Origin of the sequence: Alsobacter metallidurans (assembly GCF_014636935.1) — a bacterium.
GTDB classification, from domain to species: Bacteria; Pseudomonadota; Alphaproteobacteria; order Rhizobiales; family Beijerinckiaceae; genus Alsobacter; species Alsobacter metallidurans.
On the sequence record NZ_BMES01000003.1, the window covers coordinates 325,412 to 345,967 of the forward strand.

At 69.9% G+C, this 20,556-nt stretch carries 18 protein-coding genes; 6 read left to right on the top strand and 12 right to left on the bottom strand.

Going from position 1 to position 20,556, the window contains the following annotated elements:
* The 3 genes from metW to IEV99_RS22425 all read right to left on the bottom strand — a co-directional run bounded on the left by metW (position 1) and on the right by IEV99_RS22425 (position 2,998).
* A complete protein-coding gene (gene metW, locus IEV99_RS22415) occupies positions 1-639 on the bottom strand; it encodes a methionine biosynthesis protein MetW (RefSeq protein ID WP_188520066.1) in 639 nt (212 codons plus the stop codon).
* On the bottom strand, positions 632-1,831 hold the full coding sequence (gene metX, locus IEV99_RS22420) for a homoserine O-acetyltransferase MetX (protein WP_371875821.1): 1,200 nt from the start codon (positions 1,829-1,831) through the stop codon (positions 632-634). The genes metW and metX overlap by 8 nt, the downstream gene beginning before the upstream one ends.
* A gap of 93 nt (positions 1,832-1,924) precedes the next feature.
* Positions 1,925-2,998 carry an MBL fold metallo-hydrolase gene (locus IEV99_RS22425; protein ID WP_188520068.1) on the bottom strand — a complete coding sequence of 358 codons (1,074 nt, stop codon included), beginning with the start codon at positions 2,996-2,998 and terminating at the stop codon, positions 1,925-1,927.
* A 127-nt stretch (positions 2,999-3,125) separates the two neighbouring features.
* On the opposite strand from IEV99_RS22425, the gene IEV99_RS22430 reads away from it, so the two are divergent.
* The gene (locus IEV99_RS22430; protein ID WP_188520069.1) at positions 3,126-3,515 is read left to right on the top strand and encodes a hypothetical protein; all 390 of its coding nucleotides are present in this window, start codon (positions 3,126-3,128) and stop codon (positions 3,513-3,515) included.
* Here the strand turns inward: IEV99_RS22430 and IEV99_RS22435 are convergent.
* Positions 3,512-4,057, bottom strand: coding sequence for a gamma-glutamylcyclotransferase (locus IEV99_RS22435; protein ID WP_188520070.1), 546 nt, complete (start codon positions 4,055-4,057; stop codon positions 3,512-3,514). The genes IEV99_RS22430 and IEV99_RS22435 overlap by 4 nt on opposite strands.
* A 121-nt stretch (positions 4,058-4,178) precedes the next feature.
* On the opposite strand from IEV99_RS22435, the gene IEV99_RS22440 reads away from it, so the two are divergent.
* Entirely contained in the window at positions 4,179-5,282 is a 1,104-nt protein-coding gene (locus tag IEV99_RS22440; RefSeq protein WP_188520071.1) for a DUF2125 domain-containing protein, read from the top strand.
* A 44-nt stretch (positions 5,283-5,326) separates the two neighbouring features.
* Positions 5,327-6,715: an MFS transporter gene (locus IEV99_RS22445; RefSeq protein ID WP_188520072.1), complete on the top strand. Its 1,389-nt coding sequence runs from the start codon at positions 5,327-5,329 to the stop codon at positions 6,713-6,715.
* Here the strand turns inward: IEV99_RS22445 and purH are convergent.
* Both purH and IEV99_RS22455 read right to left on the bottom strand, forming a co-directional pair.
* Positions 6,687-8,279: a bifunctional phosphoribosylaminoimidazolecarboxamide formyltransferase/IMP cyclohydrolase gene (gene purH / locus IEV99_RS22450; protein WP_188520073.1), complete on the bottom strand. Its 1,593-nt coding sequence runs from the start codon at positions 8,277-8,279 to the stop codon at positions 6,687-6,689. The genes IEV99_RS22445 and purH overlap by 29 nt on opposite strands.
* A gap of 133 nt (positions 8,280-8,412) precedes the next feature.
* Positions 8,413-10,101 carry a heparinase II/III family protein gene (locus tag IEV99_RS22455; RefSeq protein ID WP_188520304.1) on the bottom strand — a complete coding sequence of 563 codons (1,689 nt, stop codon included), beginning with the start codon at positions 10,099-10,101 and terminating at the stop codon, positions 8,413-8,415.
* A 338-nt stretch (positions 10,102-10,439) separates the two neighbouring features.
* On the opposite strand from IEV99_RS22455, the gene IEV99_RS22460 reads away from it, so the two are divergent.
* The gene (locus IEV99_RS22460; RefSeq protein ID WP_188520074.1) at positions 10,440-10,946 is read left to right on the top strand and encodes a L,D-transpeptidase; all 507 of its coding nucleotides are present in this window, start codon (positions 10,440-10,442) and stop codon (positions 10,944-10,946) included.
* Here IEV99_RS22460 and IEV99_RS22465 read toward each other — a convergent pair.
* From IEV99_RS22465 to IEV99_RS22475, 3 genes are all read right to left on the bottom strand, one after another.
* Entirely contained in the window at positions 10,936-12,276 is a 1,341-nt protein-coding gene (locus IEV99_RS22465) for an SAM-dependent methyltransferase (RefSeq protein ID WP_188520075.1), read from the bottom strand. The genes IEV99_RS22460 and IEV99_RS22465 overlap by 11 nt on opposite strands.
* 124 nt (positions 12,277-12,400) lie before the next feature.
* Positions 12,401-13,114, bottom strand: coding sequence for an OmpW/AlkL family protein (locus IEV99_RS22470; protein WP_188520076.1), 714 nt, complete (start codon positions 13,112-13,114; stop codon positions 12,401-12,403).
* Positions 13,115-13,681: 567 nt separating this feature from the next.
* Positions 13,682-13,900, bottom strand: a complete 219-nt coding sequence (locus IEV99_RS22475; RefSeq protein WP_188520077.1) for a DUF1674 domain-containing protein — start codon at positions 13,898-13,900, stop codon at positions 13,682-13,684.
* A 133-nt stretch (positions 13,901-14,033) separates the two neighbouring features.
* Here IEV99_RS22475 and IEV99_RS22480 point away from each other — a divergent pair, with 133 nt between their 5' ends.
* A complete protein-coding gene (locus IEV99_RS22480) occupies positions 14,034-15,410 on the top strand; it encodes an RsmB/NOP family class I SAM-dependent RNA methyltransferase (protein WP_188520078.1) in 1,377 nt (458 codons plus the stop codon).
* Positions 15,411-15,811: 401 nt separating this feature from the next.
* Here IEV99_RS22480 and acs read toward each other — a convergent pair whose 3' ends face one another.
* The 3 genes from acs to ftsY all read right to left on the bottom strand — a co-directional run bounded on the left by acs (position 15,812) and on the right by ftsY (position 19,563).
* The gene (acs, locus tag IEV99_RS22485; protein WP_188520079.1) at positions 15,812-17,755 is read right to left on the bottom strand and encodes an acetate--CoA ligase; all 1,944 of its coding nucleotides are present in this window, start codon (positions 17,753-17,755) and stop codon (positions 15,812-15,814) included.
* A 159-nt stretch (positions 17,756-17,914) separates the two neighbouring features.
* Positions 17,915-18,331: an EVE domain-containing protein gene (locus IEV99_RS22490; protein WP_188520080.1), complete on the bottom strand. Its 417-nt coding sequence runs from the start codon at positions 18,329-18,331 to the stop codon at positions 17,915-17,917.
* Between the two features lie 53 nt (positions 18,332-18,384).
* Positions 18,385-19,563, bottom strand: coding sequence for a signal recognition particle-docking protein FtsY (ftsY, locus tag IEV99_RS22495; RefSeq protein WP_188520081.1), 1,179 nt, complete (start codon positions 19,561-19,563; stop codon positions 18,385-18,387).
* Positions 19,564-19,614: 51 nt separating this feature from the next.
* Between ftsY and IEV99_RS22500 the strand changes: the two genes are divergently transcribed.
* The gene (locus IEV99_RS22500) at positions 19,615-20,436 is read left to right on the top strand and encodes an RluA family pseudouridine synthase (RefSeq protein WP_188520082.1); all 822 of its coding nucleotides are present in this window, start codon (positions 19,615-19,617) and stop codon (positions 20,434-20,436) included.
* Positions 20,437-20,556 lie beyond the last annotated feature (120 nt).

The following is a 20,556-nucleotide window of genomic DNA, read 5'->3' on the forward strand; positions in this document are numbered from 1 at the left end:
TCAGCGCTCGCGCGACAACACCAGCACGGCCTGCTCGCCGAACAGGTTCCACACCCACCACGGCATGGTGAGCCTCACCTGGCGGCCGCCGGCGTCCAGCGCCACGCCCTTCTCGATATGCGCGCCGACCTCGTCGCAGAGGTCAATGAAGTCGCGGATCGTGCAGAAATGGATGTTGGGCGTCTCGTGCCACGACACCGGCAGGTTTTCGGTGACGGGCATCCGCCCTCCGAAAGCGAGCCGCGTCCGGATCTTCCAGTGGCCGAAATTCGGGAACGACACGATCGCGCGTCGGCCGATCCGCAGCATGTGGTCGAGCACCACCTTGGGCCGGCGCGTCGCCTGGATGGTCTGCGACAGGATCACGTAGTCGAAGCTGTTGTCGGGGTAGTCGGCGAGGTCGGCGTCGGCGTCGCCCTGGATCACCGACAGCCCATGCGCCACGCACTGGTTGACGCCTGCCTGGCTGAGCTCGATGCCGCGCGCGTCGACGTTGCGGCCGTCCTGCAGCATGCGCATCAGCGCGCCATCGCCGCAGCCGACGTCGAGCACGCGCGAGCCGGGCTCCACCATGCCGGCCACCAGCATAAGGTCGATTCGGGTCGCGGCCGCGCTCGTCGAGAACTGGGCGTCAGCCACGCGCCGCCTCCACGAGGCCGCGCGCCCGGGCGGCCGAATCGATGAAGCCCTTGGTGGTGGCAAAAAGCTCCGGCACGTCGAGCAGAAATGCGTCGTGGCCCTTGTCGGTCTCGATCTCCACAAAGGAGACGGACGCGCCCGATGCGTTCAGCGCATGCACGACTGCGCGGCTGTCGCTGGTCGGGAACAGCCAGTCCGACGTGAACGACACCACGCAAAACCGCGTGCGCGCGCCCCGGAACGCCCCCGCGAGCTTGCCGTCGTAGTCGGCCGCGAGGTCGAAGTAGTCCATCGCGCGGGTGAGGTAGAGGTAGCTGTTGGCGTCGAAGCGCTCCACGAAGGAGCGGCCCTGGTAGCGCAGGTAGCTCTCGATCTCGAAGTCCGCGTCAAACGAAAAGGTCGGCGCGGCGCGGTCCTGCAGCTTGCGGCCGAACTTGCGATGCAGCGCCGGCTCGGACAGGTAGGTGATGTGCGCCGCCATGCGGGCCACCGCGAGGCCCTTCTCGGGCCGCACGCCCTCGGCCAGGTAGCGCCCGCCGCGCCAGTCCGGATCCGCCATGATGGCCTGCCGCCCGACCTCGTGAAACGCGATGTTCTGGGCCGAATGCTTGGCCGCCGTGGCGATCGGCATGGCGCAGAACACCCGCTCTGGATAGCTCGCCGCCCATTGCAGCACCTGCATGCCGCCCATGGAGCCGCCCGCCACGCAAAACAGCGTGTCGATGCCCAGATGATCCACCAGCATCGCCTGAGCGCGCACCATGTCGCGCACGGTGACGACGGGAAAATCCAGCGCATAGGGCGCGCCGCCGTCCACCAGCAGCGAAGCCGGCCCCGTGGTGCCGAGGCAACTCGCCAGCACGTTGGAGCAGATCACGAAGAAGCGGTCGGTGTCGATCGGCTTGCCGGGGCCGATCATGGTCTCCCACCAGCCATTCTTGCCCGTCACCGGATTGACGTTGGCGACGTGCTGGTCGCCCGTCAGGGCGTGGCAGATCAGCACCGCGTTGCTTTTGTCGGCGTTCAGCGCCCCGTACGTCTGGTACGCGATGGTGAGCGGCGAAAGCGCCACGCCGCAGTCCAGATGCAGCGGCTGATCCGCGCCGAACCGCGCCACGAGGCTGGTCGGATCGTTCGCCTCGTTGCGGGGTGTGGGAGGGATCGCTTGGGTGCCGAGGGTCCGCGCCATCATTCCGCCAGTCAGGCCGTAACGTTCGGAGTACAGAACGTCCTTGGGTATCGGCGCGGCCGGCCCTTCGCAACAAAAATCATGCGCGGCAGCTGTTTACGCCCCGGCGGCGGCTTCCCAGACCTCGCCGGGCCGCAACGGTCGGAAGCGCTCGGGCGCGACGCCATGCTCGGCCAGCGCCCGGACAAGCGCCTCGGGCGGGCGCTCGATCCCTTCGTCGGTGAGCTTGAACGTGCCCCAGTGATGCCCAAGCGCCTGCCGGGCGCCAGTGGCCACGAAGGCCCGCACGGCGTCGTCCGGGTTCATGTGCTGGTCGCGCATGAACCAGCGCGGCTCGAAGGCCCCAATCGGCAGGATCGCGAGCAGCGGCTCGCCGTGTTTGGCCCGAATGGCGCTGAACTGCGCGCCGTCCCCAAAGCCTGTGTCGCCCACGTGGTAGATGGCGCCCGCAGGCGTTTCCAGCACGAAGGCGGCCCAGAGCGCCCGCTGCCGGTCCAGCACGCCGCGCGCCGACCAGTGCTGCGCCGGCTCCACATGCACGTGCACGGCGTCCGACACGCGCACCCGGTCGCCCCAGTCATGCGCGAAGATCGGCGCCGCGATCCCGGCCTCGCGCAGGATCGCATCGTTGCCGAGCGGCGTGACGATCCGCAGCGGATGCGCGGCCACGAGCCGCCGCAAGGTGTCGATGTCGAGGTGGTCGTAGTGGTTGTGCGTCAGCAGCACGGCGTCGATCGGCGGCAGGTCCCCGAACGCGATGCCGGGCGGGTTGACGCGCTTTGGGCCGGCGAAAGACACGGGCGAGCAGCGCTCGGACCAGACCGGGTCGGTCAGCATGTTGAGCCCGGCGGTCTGGATCAGAAAGCTGGCGTGGCCCACCAGCGCGACCCGCAGACCCGCGCCCTCCACGCGCTGCGGCGGCCTGTCGCGGAAGGGGCTCGGGAATTCGTCCGGCCACTCCTCCTTGCCGTCCGCCAGGCGCCAGCGGACGAGGTCCTTGAAGCCTTTTCCGTTCTGCCCGCTGGGGTTGAAGAACTTCACGCCGTCGTAGTGATCCGAGACGGGGCCTGAGTAATAGGGGTTGTGGCCGGAACGGAGCCCGACGAAACCGCCGAGCGCGGCCCCGAGAGCCGGCAGGGAAAAGAGCTTGAGCATGCGTCGCCTGTTCATGCGCACAAGATGGTCGGCGCAGCCGCTGCGGCAAGGGCGCGCGTCGGAACTGCAGAAACTCCGGCGACCCGCGCTTGACAAGCCCGGGCCAATTTGTTCCTCTTTCGTTCACATCAGGAACACCGCCATGGTCCCCGCGTGCGCGACGCCGAGCCTTCCCGTTTCCGCTTCCACGCCCCTCGCGGGCGAGCGCGGCGCCTCGCATGAGCCCCTGCGCGCCGGCGCCGGAACCGCGCTGGTGCGCCGCTTTCACGCCTGGCGCGGGCGTTCGGGCCGCCGCTATGTGGTGTCCGCCTACGAGCCCGGCGCCGCGCCCGACTATGCCGGGATGGTGGCGCTCGCCGTGCGGCGCCTGCCGGACGGACGTCTCACCATGCTGGGCGCCGTCGCGTGCGAGGGCTGGGACGCGCCGCTCGCCTCCGTGCCGGCCTTCGCGCGGGCGGACGAGATCCACCTCCACCTGCTCGCCGAGGACCAGGAAGGGCGCGCGGCCGTGGTGCGGGACCTCTGCGACTAAACCGCGCTCGTGCCTGGGATCAGCCGGTCGGACAGCCACGCCAGCGTCTTGTCCCGGATGCCCATTTCCAGCAGGTGGCTGTGGGTGTTGCGCACGTAGTCCGGGTTGGCCCCAGATATCCCGACTCCGCCCTCGACGATGCGCAAAAGGTCCGGCTCGGGCAGGCGCGGCGCGTATTGCACGTGCGACCGGTTCACCGTGTAGGCGATGCCCGGGACTGTGCGGCCGTCGACCAGGCGCAGCTGGTGCGCGGTTTCGCGGTACACCATCGTGACCTGCTCTCGTTCGCGCAGATAGGCCAGCACCTCCGCGGCCCGCGCCGGCCCGACCCGGAAGGCGACGCCCCGGCAGGAGCCGCCCCGGTCCAGCCCCAGAACGAGGCCGGGTCGCTCGGCCGTTCCACGATGGTGGACCGAATACACGCACAAGGCGCGGTGATAGCCATGCAGGGTCGCGACGATCCGCTCGTCATGTTCGAAGCCGGGCCGCCACATCAGCGAGCCATAGCCGAAGACCCACAAATCGCCTGTATTCGCGTGCATTGCGTCGTTTGCTCTCGGGGGCGTGTGTTGGCGCTTGCTGCGCCAGCAGGTAGAGCATTTTGCGGCCCTGCGAAATCCGGGCGCGAACGAATCGCGTAAGCCGCCAGGAAACGGAGTTCCAATGGAGCAGCAGGTCAGGCGCTGGTCGCGGACCAAACAGGAGCCGGTCCGCCGCCCGCGCCCGTCGCGGCTGCGCATCTTCGCGCCCTCGCTGCTGCTTCTGCTCTGCGGCGGCGCGGTCGGGGCGTTCTGGACATTCGCGTCCTGGTGCACCGCCCAGGAGATCGACGCATGGCTCGGCCGCGAAGCGGCGCTCGGCCGCGAATGGAGTTGCCCGGACCGAAAGATCGGCGGTTTCCCCTTCCGCATCGAGGTGTCCTGCGCCAAGCCAACCTTCAGCGGCGTCGCGGAGGGCCGGGCGGTGCGCGGCCAGCTCGCCGGCGCGGTTGCGGTCGCGCAGGTCTATGCGCCCAGCCACGTGATCGTGGAGGCCGAGGGCCCGCTGGAGGTGCGCGACGAGACCGGCGCCAACCTCTCGGCCGCCTGGGAGCTGCTGCGCGCCAGCCTCGCCGGCAAGCCCGGCGCGGCGCTGGAGCGGATCTCGGTCGAGGGCAAGGGCCTCACGGTGGTGGCCGCCAACGCGGCGGGGTCGCTCGAGACGGGCGCGCGCAGCCTGGAGCTGCACCTGCGCCGCACCCCGGAGCGCCCGCCCGAGGACGGCGCCTTCGATGTCGCCGCCACGCTGAACGGCGCGCGCATCGCGCCGCTCGACGCCATGCTGGGCGGCTCCGACGCCACCGACGCCACCGTGCTGGCCACGGTCACGCGGGCCGAGCCGCTCGGCGGCCACGGGCTCAAGTCCGAGCTCGATCGCTGGCGCGAGGCCGGCGGCCGCGTCCAGCTCACCAGCCTGACGCTCCTGAAGGGAACCAAGCGCGTGGACGCCGCCGGCAGCCTCGGGCTGGACGAGCTGCACCGGGCGCAAGGCCGCATCGAGGTGACGCTCACCGGACTGGACGAGCTGCTGCAGTCGATGGGGGTCGGCAGCCGCACCGCCGCGATCGGCGGGTTGATCGCCAGCGTGCTCGGCGGCAAGAAGGCCGACGTGGAGCCTCCGCCCGGCGCCACCGGGGCGCTGAAGGGCGTCACGCTGCCGCTGCGGCTCGACGCCGGCAAGGCCTTCCTCGGCCCCATCCCGGTTGCGCGGCTGACGCCGGTTTACTGAGGCCTTTCCGGCCGCCGCCATGAACCACGGGGCGATCCTGCCGCATGCGTGAGAGCCCCGCCGCCTATCCGCCGACCTCCGCCCGGGTGGCGTGGATCTTTTTCGACTGGGCGACGCAGCCTTTCTTCACGCTGGTCACCACTTTCATCTTCGCACCGTTCTTCGCGGCCCGGATCGCCCAGACCCCGGCCGACGGACAGGCCTTGTGGGGCTACGCGACGGGCGCGGCCGGCTTTCTGATCGCGCTCGGCTCGCCGACGCTGGGCGCCGTGGCGGACGCGACGGGTCAGCGCAAGCCCTGGATCGCGGGCTTCGGCGCATTGCTGGCGCTCGGCTGCGCCGCCCTGTGGTTTGCCGCGCCGGGCGAACGCTGGGCCATCCCGGCGGCGCTCGCCGGCTTTGCGATTGCGACCGTGGGCGCTGAATTCGCCACCGTGTTCAACAACGCCATGATGCCGACGCTGGCTCCGCCGGAGCGGCTGGGCCGCCTGTCCGGCACCGGCTGGGCCGTTGGCTATCTCGGTGGCCTGCTGGCGCTCGCCTTCACGCTCGCGTGCCTGTCCGCCGCGCCCGAGACGGGCCTGACGCTGGCGGGCCTTCGGCCGCTGTTCGGACTGGATCCCGCGAGCGGCGGCGGCGACCGCGCCGTGGGGCCGCTCTCGGCGATTTGGTTCGTGGTTTTCGTCGCCCCGATGTTCTGGCTCTGCCCGGACGGCCGGTCATCCCGGCTTTCCCTGCGAAAGGCCGCCCGGCTCGGCCTCGCGACGCTGGGCGCCAGCATCCGGGCGCTGTCGCCCAGCCAGCCGCTGGCGCGCTTCCTGCTGGCCAACATGCTCTACGCGGATGGCCTCGCGACCCTGTTCGCGCTCGGCGGCATCTACGCCGCCGGGGCGTTCGGCTGGGGCACGACGCAGATCGGCCTTTTCGGCATCGTGCTGATCGTCACCGGCGCGATCGGGGCCTTCGTGGGCGGGCGCCTCGACGAAAGCATCGGCCCCCGGCGCGTGATCGCGATCGGGGTGTCGCTGCTGCTGCTGGCCGTGATCGGCATCCTCGGCACCACGCGCGACACGGTGCTGTTTCTCTGGCCGTCCTCGCCGCCCGGTCCCGCCCTGTTCGCGTCCGGGGCGGAGCAGTGCTACCTGGCGCTCGGCTCGCTGATCGGCCTCGTGGCCGGCCCCGTCCAGGCGGCCTCCCGCACGATGCTGGCGCGCCTGTCGCCGCCAGGCCAGGCCGGGCAATCCTTCGGCCTGTTCGCGCTGTCCGGCAAAGTGACGTCGTTTCTGGGCCCGACGCTGGCCGCGATCGTGACCGACATCTTCGACAGCCAGCGCGCCGGGCTCGCCACGCTGGTGCTGTTCTTCGGCGCGGGACTGGCCGTGCTCCTCGCCGCGCCGTCGTCCCTCAGTGGCGGAAGTGCCGATAACCGGTGAACACCATCGCGAGGCCGGCCTCGTCCGCGGCCTTGATGACGTCGTCGTCCCGCATGGAGCCGCCCGGCTGGATCACGGCCGTTGCGCCCGCCTCGGCGGCGGCCAGCAAGCCGTCCGCGAACGGGAAGAAGGCGTCCGACGCCACCACGGAGCCCTTGGCGAGCGTCTCGGGCAGGCCGGCCGCCTTGGCGGCCTCGGCCGCCTTCCAGGCCGCGATGCGGGATGAGTCCACCCGGCTCATCTGTCCGGCCCCGACCCCCACGGTCGCGCCGTCCTTGACGTACACGATGGCGTTGGACTTCACGTGCTTGGCGACCCGGAACGCAAACAGCATGTCGCGCATCTCGGCGTCGGTGGGCTGGCGCTTGGTCACGACCTTCAGCGCCATGTCGTCCACCACGGCGTTGTCGCGCGCCTGCATCAGGAAGCCGCCCGCCACGGTGCGCATCGAGAGACCCTCGGCGCGCGGGTTCGGCAGGCCGCCCGTCACCAGCAGGCGCAGGTTCTTTTTGGCCGCAACCAGCGCGATCGCGTCCTCGTCCGCCTCCGGGGCGATGATCACCTCGGTAAAGATTTCGACGATCGCCTTGGCGGCCTCGGCGTCGAGCCGGCGGTTCAGCGCCACGATGCCGCCGAAGGCCGACACGGGATCGCAGGCCAGCGCCTTGCGGTAGGCCTCGGCCAGCGTCGCGCCCTCGGCGACGCCGCACGGATTGGCGTGCTTGATGATCGCCACCGCGGCCGATCGCGCCGGGTCGAACTCGGCCACGCACTCGAAGGCCGCGTCCGTGTCGTTGATGTTGTTGAAGGACAGCGTCTTGCCCTGCACCTGACGCGCTGTGGCGACGCCAGGCCGGCTCTCGGGCGTGCGGTAGAAGGCCGCCCACTGATGCGGGTTCTCGCCATACCGCATGGTCTCGGCGAGGCGCCCGCCCACCGCCCGGTAGGTCGGCGAGGTTTCGCCGAGCTCGCGCGTGAACCAGTTCGAGATCGCGGCGTCATACGCGGCCGTGCGCGCATAAGCCTTGGCGGCGAGGCGCTTGCGGGTCGCGAGCGTGGTCGCGCCGCCATTGGCCCCCATCTCGCCCAGCACCAGGGCGTAATCCTCCGCGTCCACCACCACGGCGACGTCGCCATGGTTCTTGGCCGCCGCGCGGATCATGGCCGGGCCGCCGATGTCGATGTTCTCGACGCAGTCCTCGTAGCCCTTGCCTGCCGCGACGGTGGCCTCGAACGGGTAGAGGTTCACCACAAGGAGGTCGATCGGCTGGATCGCGTGGGCCAGCATCGCGGCCTCGTGCTCGGGGTTCTCGCGGATGGCGAGCAGCCCGCCATGCACCTTGGGGTGCAGCGTCTTCACGCGGCCGTCCATCATTTCCGGAAAGCCGGTGAGGTCGGAGACGTCCAGCACGGGCAGCCCCGCATCCGCGATCGCCTTGCTGGTTCCGCCGGTGGACACCAGCTCGACCCCGGCGTCGCGGAGCGCCCGCGCGAGGTCGACGAGGCCGGTCTTGTCCGACACCGAAAGAAGCGCGCGGGTCACGCGCCTGAGATCGCTCGCCATGGTGCACCTTGTCGCAGATTGCCGCCGTCCACGGATCGGGCGGACGACGTTTGCGGGCGCGATAGCACGATCGGTTCCGGCGGGGAATGCGCCTATCGGCAAGGCTGCCCGTCAAACGGGCTCAGGACAGGGGTCAAGCCGGGTCAGCGGGGGTGCTTTCGGCCTGCGCCGCGCTGCGGCGGCCGGCGGCGGTCTCGCGTGTGAAGCGCCATTCCACCACGGGCGTCGTCCGGTACGCGCCATGCACCACGAGCTGCTCGCTGCGGCGGGCGCCGTCCGGGGCGGCGAAGAAGATGCTTTCCTCGATGCCCACCATCATCCCGCCGGCGTCGAACACCCAGGCCGGGCCGTTGGTGGAGGCAAGCCGCACCGAGCGGCCATCCTCGCTGCGCTCGGCCGTGACCGTGGGATGGAGATGGAAGCGCACCGCGAAGGCGTCGGGCCCGTTCTGCGATCCCCGGGCGTTGAGGACCTGGATCCTGTCCTCGCCGGTCAGGCGCTCGCCCGTGAGCTCGGCCAGCACGCGGCGATGGTGGATGACCCCGAACGCCGCCCGGTAGCCGTCATGGCTCGCCTCGATGCCGATTGCGGGCGGGTCGGGCTCGCGCCGGGCGATCCGCTCCATCGGGACCTCGCGCGGGCCGGCCAGGATCGGCGACCCCAGAAAGGGCGAGCCTTCCTGCACGAAGCGGCAGGACGACGTGTCGTTCACCGTCACGGTGGAATGCGCCGCCGTTGAGCGCGCCAGCTGGCGCCAGTGGTCGCCGCCTGGCGGCGGCGAGCCGCAATTCACCACGATGCGGGCCGGGCCGTCCGAGAACTCGAATGACAGGCAGCCCGCATGCGCGCGGCCGGAAAACTCCTCGGGCGGCGGCTTGCCTGCGTCCATGATCACCAGCGCGCCCCGCGCCTGGATGCGCTGGAAGCCGCTATGCGGCGCGTTCTCCATGGCCTGCGAACGGGCGTCCGTATAGGCCAGCAGCGTCGCCAGCGTATCGGCCGGCGTCACGCTCATGCCGTTGAACAGCGCCAGCGACCCATCCGCATGCCGGAAGAGCCGCAGCATCGGCATCATGCGGTCGATGCCGTTCAGCAGCGCGCGCGGCGGCTCCACGCCCTGGTTGGCGTAGACCTGCCTGAGCGGCAGCAGGTCCGTGAGCAGGTCCACCAGCGTGCGCGGGTTGCGCCCCACATGCCCGCCATCGGGCAGGATCTGGCGCTCCAGCGCGTCCGCGAGCTGGCGCGAGGCGCGGCGTTGCGCGCCCGCGCTCGCGCCCGTGCACAAGGCCACATAGGCGAGCGCGATCGCGCCCAGGAGCCGGCGCTCGCCGTCCTCCGTGCGCCCGAGCTGGCGCTGCAGCCGCACGCTCTGGCGCACGATCGAGCGCAGGAACCTGCGATAGAAATCCCGGTCCGCCCCGTCCAGGATCACAGGCGACTGGCTGAGCCACGAGATGAGACGGCGCGCCATGACGCCGGTTTCCCACGCCACCCCGCGCGGACGGCCCCAGGCGCCGATCCAGTCGTCCACCAGCGCGCGGGCGTTGGCGCGGGCGAGAGCCGACTCGGCCGCCCGCAAATGGCGCAGCCAGCCGAACCCCATCAGCCCCTCGGCCCAGGCTGCGGAAGGCGGGTCGATCAGAAAGGGCGACTTGCCGCCCGCCGCCACGACCTTGCCGGAGAATGCGAAATAGCCCGCGTAGATGTCGCTCGCCACCGTGGGATCGGTGGTGCGCAGGTCTTGCGGCGCCACCACGAGCCGCTCGGCCGCAGGCGCGCCCGACGGCTTCAGCGCGCGCAGCGGCGCGGTGATCACGCGCATGCTCCGCCGAAGCCCGAGACGCGTCGCGAGCCATGCCAGTCGCCAGCGATCCGCGACAACGCGTGTCGTCAAGCAGGCCCACTCCCCCGACGGGCCAACGCCCGTCCGTTTACCAACCGCTAACCGTAAGCGCGTGATCGGGGCACCTTGAAGCGCGCATGGTTAACGAGGTCTTAGCACTGCGGCGCACGTCGCCGTGACGCTTTCGTGTTTCCAACCGGCATGGCTCGAATGCAACGCCCAAGCCGGGCCCGGCGTTTACCGCTCCGATCGGAATGACTCGCGGCCGCGCCCCGGCCCGCGTTATCGGTTGCCACCTTGTCGGACGGGACCCCCGCATGACATGCAAGACCCTGTTTCTCGCTGTTTCGCTGACGATCGCCGGAGCCGCGGCCGCGCAGGCCGCCGTGGAGCGCGTGCCTTTTTCGGGCGGCGTGGAGCGCGGCGCCATCATGGTCCGCACCTCCGAGCGCAAGCTTTACCTCTCGCTCGGCGACGGCACGGCGCTGCGCTACCCGGTCGCGGTCGGCAAGCTCGGCAAGTCCTGGCAAGGCGCGGCGAAGATCGACGGCAAATATGTGGAGCCGGCCTGGTCCCCGCCCGCCGAGGTCAAGCGCGACAACCCGCGCATGCCCGATCTCATCCCGCCCGGCCCCAACAACCCCATGGGCGCCCGGGCGCTGACGCTGGCGGGCGGCGAGTACGCCATCCATGGCACCACCCGCAAGATGCGCGCCTCCATCGGCACGGCGGCCTCCTATGGCTGCATCCGTATGTTCAACGAGGACGTGATCGACCTGTTCGACCGCGTTTCGGTGGGGGCGACCGTCTACGTCACGCCGTGACGGCGGGCGCGTCCGCGTCCCGCGTCTCGTAGAGGTCGGCCCGGCTCGGCGGCAGGCCGGCCGGTCCCTTGTGGCGCTTCGACACGAGCGTCTGGAAAATCCCCACCGCCGAGCGCTCGAACGCGAGCGAACAGCCGGCCAGGTACAACAGCCACATGCGGGTCTTTTCCGGGCCGACCTCGGCCTCGGCCGCCGCTCGGTTCGCGTGGAGCCGCTCGAACCAGATCCGGGTCGTGCGGGCGTAGTGCTCGCGCCAGCCCTCGACGTCGTGCACCTCCAGCTTGGCGCGCTCCATGTTGGCGATCGACATGCCAAGATGGTCGAGCTCGCCGCCCGGGAAGATGTAGCGCACCAGCGCCTTGTACTCGGGCCGCATCTTGCGGAACGCCTTGTCGTCCCCCTTGGCGGGGCGCGAGATGGCGTGGTGCAGGTAGAGCCCGCGCGGGCGCAGCAGCTTGTTGATGGTCGCGAAATAGGCCGCGTGGTTGTCGATGCCGACATGCTCGAACATGCCGATGGACGCGATCTTGTCGAACTCGCGGTCCAGCGCCCGGTAGTCCTTCAGCTCCACCGTCACGCGATCCGACAGGCCCAGCCGGGCCGCCTTCTCGGTCGCGTGCGCGAGCTGCTCCTTGGAGAGCGTCACCCCGGTCGCATGGACGCCGTAGTGCTGCGCCGCATGGCAGATCAGCGCCCCCCAGCCCGAGCCGATGTCGAGGAAGCGGTCGCCTGGTTTCAGCCGCAGCTTGCGGCAGATCATGTCGAGCTTGTCGCGCTGAGCGCGGTCGAGGTCGTCGTGCCAGTCGGGCTGGTAGTACGCGCAGGTGTAGACCATCTCGTCGTCCAGAAAGAGCCGGTAGAAGGCGTTCGAGACGTCGTAGTGGTAGGAGATGTTCTCCTGGTTGGTCTCGGCCTTGCCGGAACGCCGCGACGCGTCGTCCTCGATGCCGCCGAGGCCCCTGCGCGCCTCCTTGGGCGCAAGCAGGAACAAGCCGGCGGCCTTCAGGAGCTTTAGCTTCGACAGTTTGCGCGCCAGGCGCCCGGTCTTGCCTTCAGGCCGCGCCTTCGCGAGATCGAAGATCGTGCCGTTCTCGAGCTCGATCCGGCCCGCCACATGCGCCTCGATCAGCGTGTCGAGCTTGGGCCGGCGCAGGAGGGACGCAAACACGCCCTCCTCCGCCACCGCAATGCGCAGGCCGTCAGCCGGCCAGTTTGCCGGAACGGTTGTTCCGTCCCAGAGCCGAAACGCAAAGCCGAGCTTCAGCGTCTCGTGCGCGTCCGCGAGCGCGGCCCGCAGCGCCGCGAGCCTCTTGCGCGCCTTGTCGTCCATGAAAGCAGCCCGATTCCAAAAGGGCCGCCACTCTAGCGGGAAGAGCCGCCGGATCAATTCGGCCGCGCGAAAAACGAAACGGCCCGCGCGAAGCGGGCCGTTGAAGATGGAACGCGCCCGGGCGTCAGAACCGGTAGGTGACGCCGACGCCGACGAGCCAGGGATCAATGTTGACCTTGGTCTTGACCGGAACCACGCCCAGCACGGAAGCCTTCGCCTCGGTCTGCAGCCAGAGCTTCTTGACGTCGAAGTTGATGCCCCAATGCTTGTCTAGCATGTAGTCGAAGCCGGCCTGCAGCGCGAAGCCGACGCTGTCCTTGACGCTGAGCCTGGTGATCAGGCCCTTAGCGTCCTCGCCGTAGAAGATCGTGTAGTTAAGGCCCGCGCCCACATAGGGCTTGAACGCGCCGAAATTCGTGAAGTGGTACTGCGCGGTGAGCGTCGGGGGCAGCAGCCAGGTGCGGCCGACGGCGTATTTCGCGCCGGTCGGGCCCAGCAGGCCGGCATTGTCCTTCAGGCTTAGATTGTGGGGCGTCGTGCCCAGAACCAGCTCGGCCGCGAAGTTGGGCGTGAAGAAGTAGGTGATGTCCAGCTCGGGGATCACCGAGTCGGAGACTTCGACCTTCTCGCCCGGCACGGGCGCGCCGAACACCCGGAAGTTGCCCGTGGACTCCTGCGGGATCACCCCGACGGCGCGCACGCGCACCATCCAGGGGCTCTGCGCGACGTCGACGAAGACCGGCGGCTGCTTGGCGGACGGAAGGTCGGCCGCGTTGGCGGAGAGGATCGTGCCGGCCAGCAGGGCGGCCGCAAGCGCGAGGGTGGAAACGGTTTTCATGATGGTACCCCGGAAGCGAACCCGGTGCGCCTTCGGGGGAGAAGCGGCCGCGGGATCTATCCCGGCCTTGATGATCCCGCGCCCACACGCGGAAGTTGATCTGGATCAAAACCGCACAGCTTCAGCCACCAAGTGGCAAAGGCGCAACACACCCGCGGGGTGGTTGTGCGGACGTCGAGGTGATCGGACGTTCGGACCAGTTTCCCGTCTGTGCGAGCGCCAGCGGAGTAATCCAGCCTGACGCCCCGGCCATTAGGCTACTCTCTCCGTCAACCCCGGCGGGGCTTAGCGCCGGGAAGCGGATCCAGGAGTGAGCTCCTTTGCTCTGGATCCCCTTCCCGTCCTGCTTCGCAGGTCGCCGGGGATGACGGCCGCGATGTAACACAACGCCTGAGAGGCGCTGGATCGGCCGGGCCACCTCCCGTCATTACGAGCGCCAGCGAAGCAATCTAGGCTGAAAGCCCGGCCATTATGCTGGATTGCTTCGCCTCCGGCTCGCAATGACGGCGAGGGGGGTGCTATCGGTGAGCGCGTACGCCCACCGGCGGCTCGAACGGGCAGAGCCGCTCAGAAATCCGCCGTCAGGCCCTTGATCTCCCAGTCGCCATAGCGCACGGGTTCGAGCCCGCCGCGCCCGTCTGTCTCGGGCGGCCGCGCAGCGGCCTCGGCGTCGATCGCGGCGCGGCGCGCCTGGGCTTCGGCAAGCGCCCGCTGGGCCGCGGGGGACAGGCGCTTCGGCGCCGGGGTCTGGGCGCCGTTGTCGTTGTCGGGCTGGCGATCGGTCATTGGTGCTGGTCCGGCTGCCATGGCAAAAGTGGCTGTTCCAGCCCATAAAGTGCGCCGAAGGGCGAAACGCAATGCCGCACGCGGTCGCGCGTGCCTGAACACGTCGTCGCGGCGTGCGAAAAGGTGAGATCCGATGCAACGAGACAGCAAGCGGCCCGGCCGCCCCGCGCAGGCCGACAGGGCTCCCCAGGCCGACGTCCCGGGCCTGCCCGCCCGGCGCCTCGCGGCCGCGGCCGTGATGGCGGTGCTCGACGAACGCCGCGCGCTCGACGAAACGCTGGATCGCCTGCTGGACAGCCCCGAGGCCACGGCCCTGGAAGACCGCGACCGCGCTCTCGCCCGCGCGATCGCGATGGTGGCGATCCGGCACTTCGGCAGCATCCGCAAGACGCTGCTGGCGCGGCTCAAGAGCGGCATGCCGGCGTCCTCCGGCGTGCTGGCGGCCGCGCTTGCGACGGGCGCGGCGCAGCTCCTGTGGCTCGACGTGCCCGACCACGCGGCCGTGGACCTGACGATCCGCCTCATCCAGTCCGACCGCAAGGCGGAGCGCTACTCGGGCCTCGCGAACGCGGTGCTGCGCCGCATCGGCCGTGAGAAGGCCGAGATCCTGGCCGCCCTCGATCCTCTGGCCGACGACGCGCCCGAATGGCTGGCCAAGCGCTGGACGGCCAATTACGGCGCCGAGACCGCGGCCCGCATCGCGGCCGCGCAGCTCAACGAAGCCTCGGTGGACCTCACCCCCAAGGGCGATCCCGCCGCGCAGGCCGAGACCCTTGACGCGCTTGTGCTGCCGACCGGCTCGCTGCGCCTGCGCAGCCGCGCGGCGCTCCCATCCCTGCCCGGCTATGCCGAGGGCGACTGGTGGGTGCAGGACGCCGCCGCCGCCATCCCGGCGCGGCTCCTGGCCGTGAAGCCCGGGGAGCGGGTCGCCGATCTCTGCGCCGCGCCCGGCGGCAAGACCGCCCAGCTCGCGGCGGCCGGCGCGAGCGTGCTGGCGGTGGACCGCTCCGAGGCGCGGCTCGGTCGGCTGTCGGCCAACATGGAGCGGCTCGGCCTCAAGGTGGAAACCCGCGCCCTCGACGCGCTGCTGCTGGACGAACCCGAGGGCTTCGACGCCATTCTGCTCGACGCGCCCTGTACGGCCACCGGCACGCTGCGCCGCCATCCAGACGTGGCCTGGACCAAGGACGAGCCCGACCTCGTGAAGCTCGCCAGCCTGCAGACGCGCCTGCTCGACAAGGCCGCCAAGCTGCTGCGCCCCGGCGGCCGGCTGGTGTATTGCGTGTGTTCGCTGGAGTTCGAGGAAGGCGAGCGGCAGGTCCAGATGTTCCTGGCCCGGCATCTCGACTTCAAGCGCGCGCCGATCACGGCCGATGAGACCGGCATCCCCGAAGCCGTGTCGGACGCCGGCGACTTGCGCACCCTGCCGTTCATGCTGCCCAACGACGAGCCGCGCCTGAGCGGGCTGGACGGGTTCTACGCCGCGCGTTTGATGAAGGCCGGCGCCTGATGTTTGCCAGAGCTCAACTCTCTCCGTCATCCCCGGCCGGAGCGGCGAAGCCGCGGAGGGGAAGGGGATCCAGGGGTGAGCGCCTTTGCCCCTGGATCCCCTTCCCGACCTGCTGCGCAGGTCGCCGGGGATGACCGTGATTGATAGCCATCAGGCAACAACGCAATAAGCCGGGTCACACCCTCCCGTCGTTGCGAGGAGCGAAGCGACGCGGCAATCCACGCCGGGCGTAAAGCCCAGCATCAGCTGGATTGCTTTGCTGTCGCTCGCAATGACGGCGAGGGTTGCAGTCTAAGCGAGGAAAAAATCCACCGCCACTCCCCTCATCCGGCCCTTCGGGCCACCTTCTCCCCGCTCTGGCGCGCAACGCGCGCCCGGGGAGAAGGGGTAAACGCCCCGAACTACGCCCGCTTGTTCTGGCGGTTGTCGATCAGGTCGTTGACCACGCCGGGATCCGCCAGCGTCGAGGTGTCGCCCAGCGAGCCGAACTCGTCCTCGGCGATCTTGCGCAGGATGCGGCGCATGATCTTGCCCGAGCGGGTCTTGGGGAGGCCCGGCGCGAACTGGATCAGGTCCGGCGACGCGATCGGGCCGATCTCCTTGCGGACCCACGTCACGAGCTCCTTGCGCAGCGCCTCGGTGGGCTCCTCGCCGGTCATCAGCGTCACATAGGCGTAGATGCCCTGGCCCTTGATGTCGTGCGGGTAGCCGACCACGGCGGCTTCCGAGACCTTCGGGTGCGCCACCAGCGCGCTCTCGACCTCGGCCGTGCCCATGCGGTGGCCCGACACGTTGATGACGTCGTCCACGCGGCCCGTGATCCAGTAGTAGCCATCGGCGTCGCGGCGGCAGCCGTCGCCGGTGAAGTACTTGTTCGGGTAGGTGGCGAAATAGGTTTCCATAAAGCGCTGATGGTCGCCATAGACGGTGCGCATCTGGCCGGGCCAGCTGTCCGCGATCACAAGATTGCCCTCGCAGGGGCCTTCCAGCACCTTGCCCTCGGCGTCCACCACCTGCGGCTGCACGCCGAAGAACGGCAGCGTCGCCGAACCGGGCTTCTGCGCGGTTGCGCCGGGCAGCGGCGAGATCAGGATGCCGCCGGTCTCGGTCTGCCACCAGGTATCCACGATAGGGCAGCGGTTGTCGCCGACCACGCGGTAGTACCACTCCCAGGCTTCCGGGTTGATGGGCTCGCCCACCGAACCGAGCAGGCGCAGAGAGGCGCGCGAGGTTTTCTTCACCGGTTCCTCGCCGGCGGCCATCAGCGAGCGGATGGCCGTCGGGGCCGTGTAGAAGATGTTGACCTTGTGCTTGTCGACCACGTCCCAGAAGCGCGAGATCGACGGGTAGGTCGGGATGCCCTCGAACATCAGCGTGGTCGCGCCGTTGGCGAGCGGGCCATACACGATGTAGCTGTGGCCCGTCACCCAGCCCACATCGGCCGTGCACCAGTAGACGTCGCCATAGTGGTAATCGAACACGTACTGGTGCGTCATCGCCGCATAGACGAGGTAGCCGCCCGTGGTGTGCACCACGCCCTTGGGCTTGCCGGTCGAGCCCGACGTGTAAAGCAGGAACAGCGGATCCTCGGCGTTCATCGGCTCGACCGGGCAGTCGGTCGACGCCTTGGCGGCGGCCTCGTCGTACCAGACGTCGCGGCCCTCCTTCATCGCGATCGAGCCGCCGGTGCGGCGCACCACCAGCACGGTCTTGAGGCAGTCCACCTTGTCGGCGGCGGCATCCACATTGGCCTTCAGCGGCACCTTGCGGCCGCCGCGCAGGCCCTCGTCGGCGGTGATCACCACGGCCGAAGCCGCGTCCTCGATGCGGCTCGCCAGCGAATCCGGCGAAAAGCCGCCGAACACGATGGAGTGAATGGCGCCGACGCGGGCGCAGGCCAGCATCGCGTAGGCGGCTTCCGGGATCATCGGCAGGTAGATGGTGACGCGGTCGCCCTTCTTGACCCCATGAGCCTTGAGCACGTTGGCGAAGCGGCAGACTTCCTCGTGCAGCTGGCGGTAGGTGATCAGCTTCGACTCGTTCGGGTCGTCGCCTTCCCAGATGATCGCCGTCTGGTCGCCGCGCGTCGCCAGGTGCCGGTCGACGCAGTTCAACGCCACGTTGGTCTGGCCGTCCTCGAACCACTTGATCGAGACCGCGCCGGGCGCGTAGCTGACGTCCTTGACCTTGGTGTAGGGCTTGATCCAGTCGATGCGCTTGCCCTGCTCGCCCCAGAACGAGGCGGGATCCTTCACCGAGTCGGCGTACATCGCCTGGTACTTGGCCTGATCGACCCAGGCGCGCTTCGCCCAATCGCCGCTGACGGGATAGACCTTCTCGGACATGGCGCTTTCTCCCAAAACGCGCGACCGCCCTGCGGCGGTCGATGCAACTCAGTCGGGTCGCGGGGTCGACCTCTGTTGGGCGCAATTATGCGGAGCGTCGGCGCCCGCGCAAGGCGTGCCGCGCTCGTGCTTTGGTCGGGGCGACTTTGGTGGGAGGCCTCAGAGGCCGCCCATCTCGCGCACCACGTCCCATTCGGCGTCCGTCACCGGCTGCACGGACAGGCGCATGCAGGTGACCAGCGCCATCTTGGCGAGGCGCGGCTCCAGCTTCACGGCGGCCAGCGGCACCGGACGGGGCAGGGCCTCCACGGCCTTGATGTCCACCATGACCCAGGGCGAGCCTTCGGGGGCCGTGTGGTCCGGGTAGGCCTCGCGGATCACCTCGACGATCCCGACGATCTCCTTGCCCACATTGGAGTGGTAGAAGAACCCCCGGTCGCCCAGCTTCATCGCCTTGAGGTTGATCTTGGCGAGGTGGTTGCGCACGCCGTTCCAGTGCGTGCCCTTGGGGCCTTCCGCCACGAGAGCGTCCCACGAGAACACGTCGGGTTCGGACTTGTAGAGCCAGTGGGCCATGCTGCGGTTCCGGTGTGCGTTGGGGTGTTCTAGCGGAAGCCGAGGCGGCGGCGCTATTCCAGCCCGGCGATCGCGCGGGCGAAATCGCGCGCCTCGAAGGGCTCCAGGTCGTCCACCCCCTCGCCGACGCCGATGAAGTGCACGGGCAGGCCAAACCTGGCCGCCAGCGCCACCAGGATGCCGCCGCGGGCGGTGCCGTCCAGCTTGGTCATCACCAGCCCGGTGACGCCCGCGACCTTGCCGAAGATCTCCGCCTGCGACAGCGCGTTCTGGCCCACGGTGGCGTCCAGCACCAGCAGCACGGCGTGCGGCGCATCCGGGTCCATCTTGCGCAGCACGCGCACGACCTTTTCGAGCTCGGCCATGAGCTCGGTCCGGTTCTGCAGCCGCCCGGCGGTGTCGATCAAGAGCACGTCCGTGCCGGCCTCGCGCGCCTGCGTGAGCGCGTCGAAGGCGAGCCCGGCCGAGTCGGCGCCCTGCTGGCGCGCCACCACGGGCGCGCCGATCCGTTCGCCCCACACCTTCAGCTGCTCGATGGCGGCGGCCCGGAAGGTGTCGCCGGCGGCCAGCATCAGGGTCTTGCCCTCAGCTTTCAGCTTGGCCGAGAGCTTGCCGATCGTGGTGGTCTTGCCCGAGCCGTTCACCCCCACCATCAGGATTACGAAGGGCTTCTTGGTTGCGTCGACCACCAGCGGCCGGGCCACGGGCGCGAGCACGCGCTCCACCTCGGCGGCGAGGATCTGCTTCACCTCCTCGGGCGCGATGTCCTTGCCGTAGCGGCCCTTGCCGACCGCCTCGACGATGCGGGACGCAACCGTGACGCCCAGATCGGCCTGCACGAGCACGTCCTCGAGCTCCTCCAGCGTGTCGGCGTCGAGCTTGCGCTTGGTGAAGATGTCCGTGATGCCGCCGCCGATGGCGGACGACGACCGCGTCAGGCCCTCCTTGAGCCGCGTCCACCAGGAGCGCTTCGGGGCGGGAGGCTCTGGCGCGGGCTCCTCGACGAGCGAGGGCGCGTCGGCGAGCTCCGGCGGCGGCACGACCACACCCGGAAAGGCCGCCATGAGTTCCTCGGCGACAGAGGCCTCCTGGAGCGCTGCGGCATTCGGGTCTTCGGTCAAGGGGTCGGCAGCCGGCGCAGGCTCGGGGCCGGGGGTTGTCGCCGGCGCGGGCTGCTCGCGCCCGAACAGGCGGGAGAAAAATCCGGGCTTCTTCTCGGTCTCGTCGCTCATGGGGCCTCGATAGCGGTTTCGGCGGGAGCCGGAAAGGGATAAGCCCGCCGGATGACCGCATCCGCTTCACTCTGGGGCTCGTCCGCCCACCCGACCAAGGCCGCGAACGCGCCGGCGCTCGACCTCGAAGCGCGCCTGCTGCATCGCGACGGGCTGATGCTGATCCTCGACAAGCCCGCCGGCGTTCCGGTGCATCGCGGCCCCAAGGGCTCGCGGCCGGGCGAGATCAACCTGGAGCAGTTCTTCGACCAGCTGATGTACGGCCTGCCGCGCTTTCCCGCGCTGGCGCACCGGCTCGACAAGGACACCTCGGGCTGCCTGGTGCTGGGCCGCCACCGGAAGGCGCTGGAGAAGCTGGGGCTGCTGTTCAAGCAGGGCAAGGTCGGCAAGACCTACTGGGCCGTGGTGGAGGGCTCGCCGGCCTCGGACGCGGGCGCAATCGACCTGCCGCTCGGGCGGCTGGACGAGAACCGCGGGTGGTGGATGAAGGTCGATCCCGCCGGCCAGCCCTCCCGCACGCTCTGGCGCGTCGCGGGGCGGGGGCTCGACCCGTCGACCCAGGCGCCCATCGCCTGGCTGGCCCTGGAGCCGATCACCGGCCGCACCCACCAGCTGCGGGTCCATTGCCAGGCCATGGGCTGGCCCATCCTGGGCGATCCTATCTACGGAACCGGTCCGCGCGACGGCGGAACGCCGCTGCACCTGCATTCGCGCGAGATCGTGGTGCCGATCTCCAAGAACAAGGAGCCCGTGGTGGCGACCGCGCCCGTCCCAGGGCACATGCGCGAACGGCTGCTGGCCTGTGGGTGGAATGGGGTGGAAGCGCCGCCGACCAGTGCGCCGCATCACGCCGCAGGCGAAGGCAGCGAATAGCCTGGGCGATTGAATCGCCTAGCCGTCATTGCGGGCGCAGCGAAGCAATCCAGACGCTGGGCGTCGGCGCCTGGATCGCCGCGTCGCTTCGCTCCTCGCGATGACGGCGAGGGGTCGATA

Bases quoted from the DNA above. Each gene is read 5' to 3' on its own strand.
- metX (WP_371875821.1), bottom strand. From the start codon at position 1,831: ATGATGGCGCGGACCCTCGGCACCCAAGCGATCCCTCCCACACCCCGC.
- IEV99_RS22425 (WP_188520068.1), bottom strand. From the start codon at position 2,998: ATGAACAGGCGACGCATGCTCAAGCTCTTTTCCCTGCCGGCTCTCGGG.
- IEV99_RS22430 (WP_188520069.1), top strand. From the start codon at position 3,126: ATGGTCCCCGCGTGCGCGACGCCGAGCCTTCCCGTTTCCGCTTCCACG.
- IEV99_RS22435 (WP_188520070.1), bottom strand. From the start codon at position 4,057: ATGCACGCGAATACAGGCGATTTGTGGGTCTTCGGCTATGGCTCGCTG.
- IEV99_RS22440 (WP_188520071.1), top strand. From the start codon at position 4,179: ATGGAGCAGCAGGTCAGGCGCTGGTCGCGGACCAAACAGGAGCCGGTC.
- IEV99_RS22445 (WP_188520072.1), top strand. From the start codon at position 5,327: ATGCGTGAGAGCCCCGCCGCCTATCCGCCGACCTCCGCCCGGGTGGCG.
- purH (WP_188520073.1), bottom strand. From the start codon at position 8,279: ATGGCGAGCGATCTCAGGCGCGTGACCCGCGCGCTTCTTTCGGTGTCG.
- IEV99_RS22455 (WP_188520304.1), bottom strand. From the start codon at position 10,101: ATGCGCGTGATCACCGCGCCGCTGCGCGCGCTGAAGCCGTCGGGCGCG.
- IEV99_RS22460 (WP_188520074.1), top strand. From the start codon at position 10,440: ATGACATGCAAGACCCTGTTTCTCGCTGTTTCGCTGACGATCGCCGGA.
- IEV99_RS22465 (WP_188520075.1), bottom strand. From the start codon at position 12,276: ATGGACGACAAGGCGCGCAAGAGGCTCGCGGCGCTGCGGGCCGCGCTC.
- IEV99_RS22470 (WP_188520076.1), bottom strand. From the start codon at position 13,114: ATGAAAACCGTTTCCACCCTCGCGCTTGCGGCCGCCCTGCTGGCCGGC.
- IEV99_RS22475 (WP_188520077.1), bottom strand. From the start codon at position 13,900: ATGACCGATCGCCAGCCCGACAACGACAACGGCGCCCAGACCCCGGCG.
- IEV99_RS22480 (WP_188520078.1), top strand. From the start codon at position 14,034: ATGCAACGAGACAGCAAGCGGCCCGGCCGCCCCGCGCAGGCCGACAGG.
- acs (WP_188520079.1), bottom strand. From the start codon at position 17,755: ATGTCCGAGAAGGTCTATCCCGTCAGCGGCGATTGGGCGAAGCGCGCC.
- IEV99_RS22490 (WP_188520080.1), bottom strand. From the start codon at position 18,331: ATGGCCCACTGGCTCTACAAGTCCGAACCCGACGTGTTCTCGTGGGAC.
- ftsY (WP_188520081.1), bottom strand. From the start codon at position 19,563: ATGAGCGACGAGACCGAGAAGAAGCCCGGATTTTTCTCCCGCCTGTTC.
- IEV99_RS22500 (WP_188520082.1), top strand. From the start codon at position 19,615: ATGACCGCATCCGCTTCACTCTGGGGCTCGTCCGCCCACCCGACCAAG.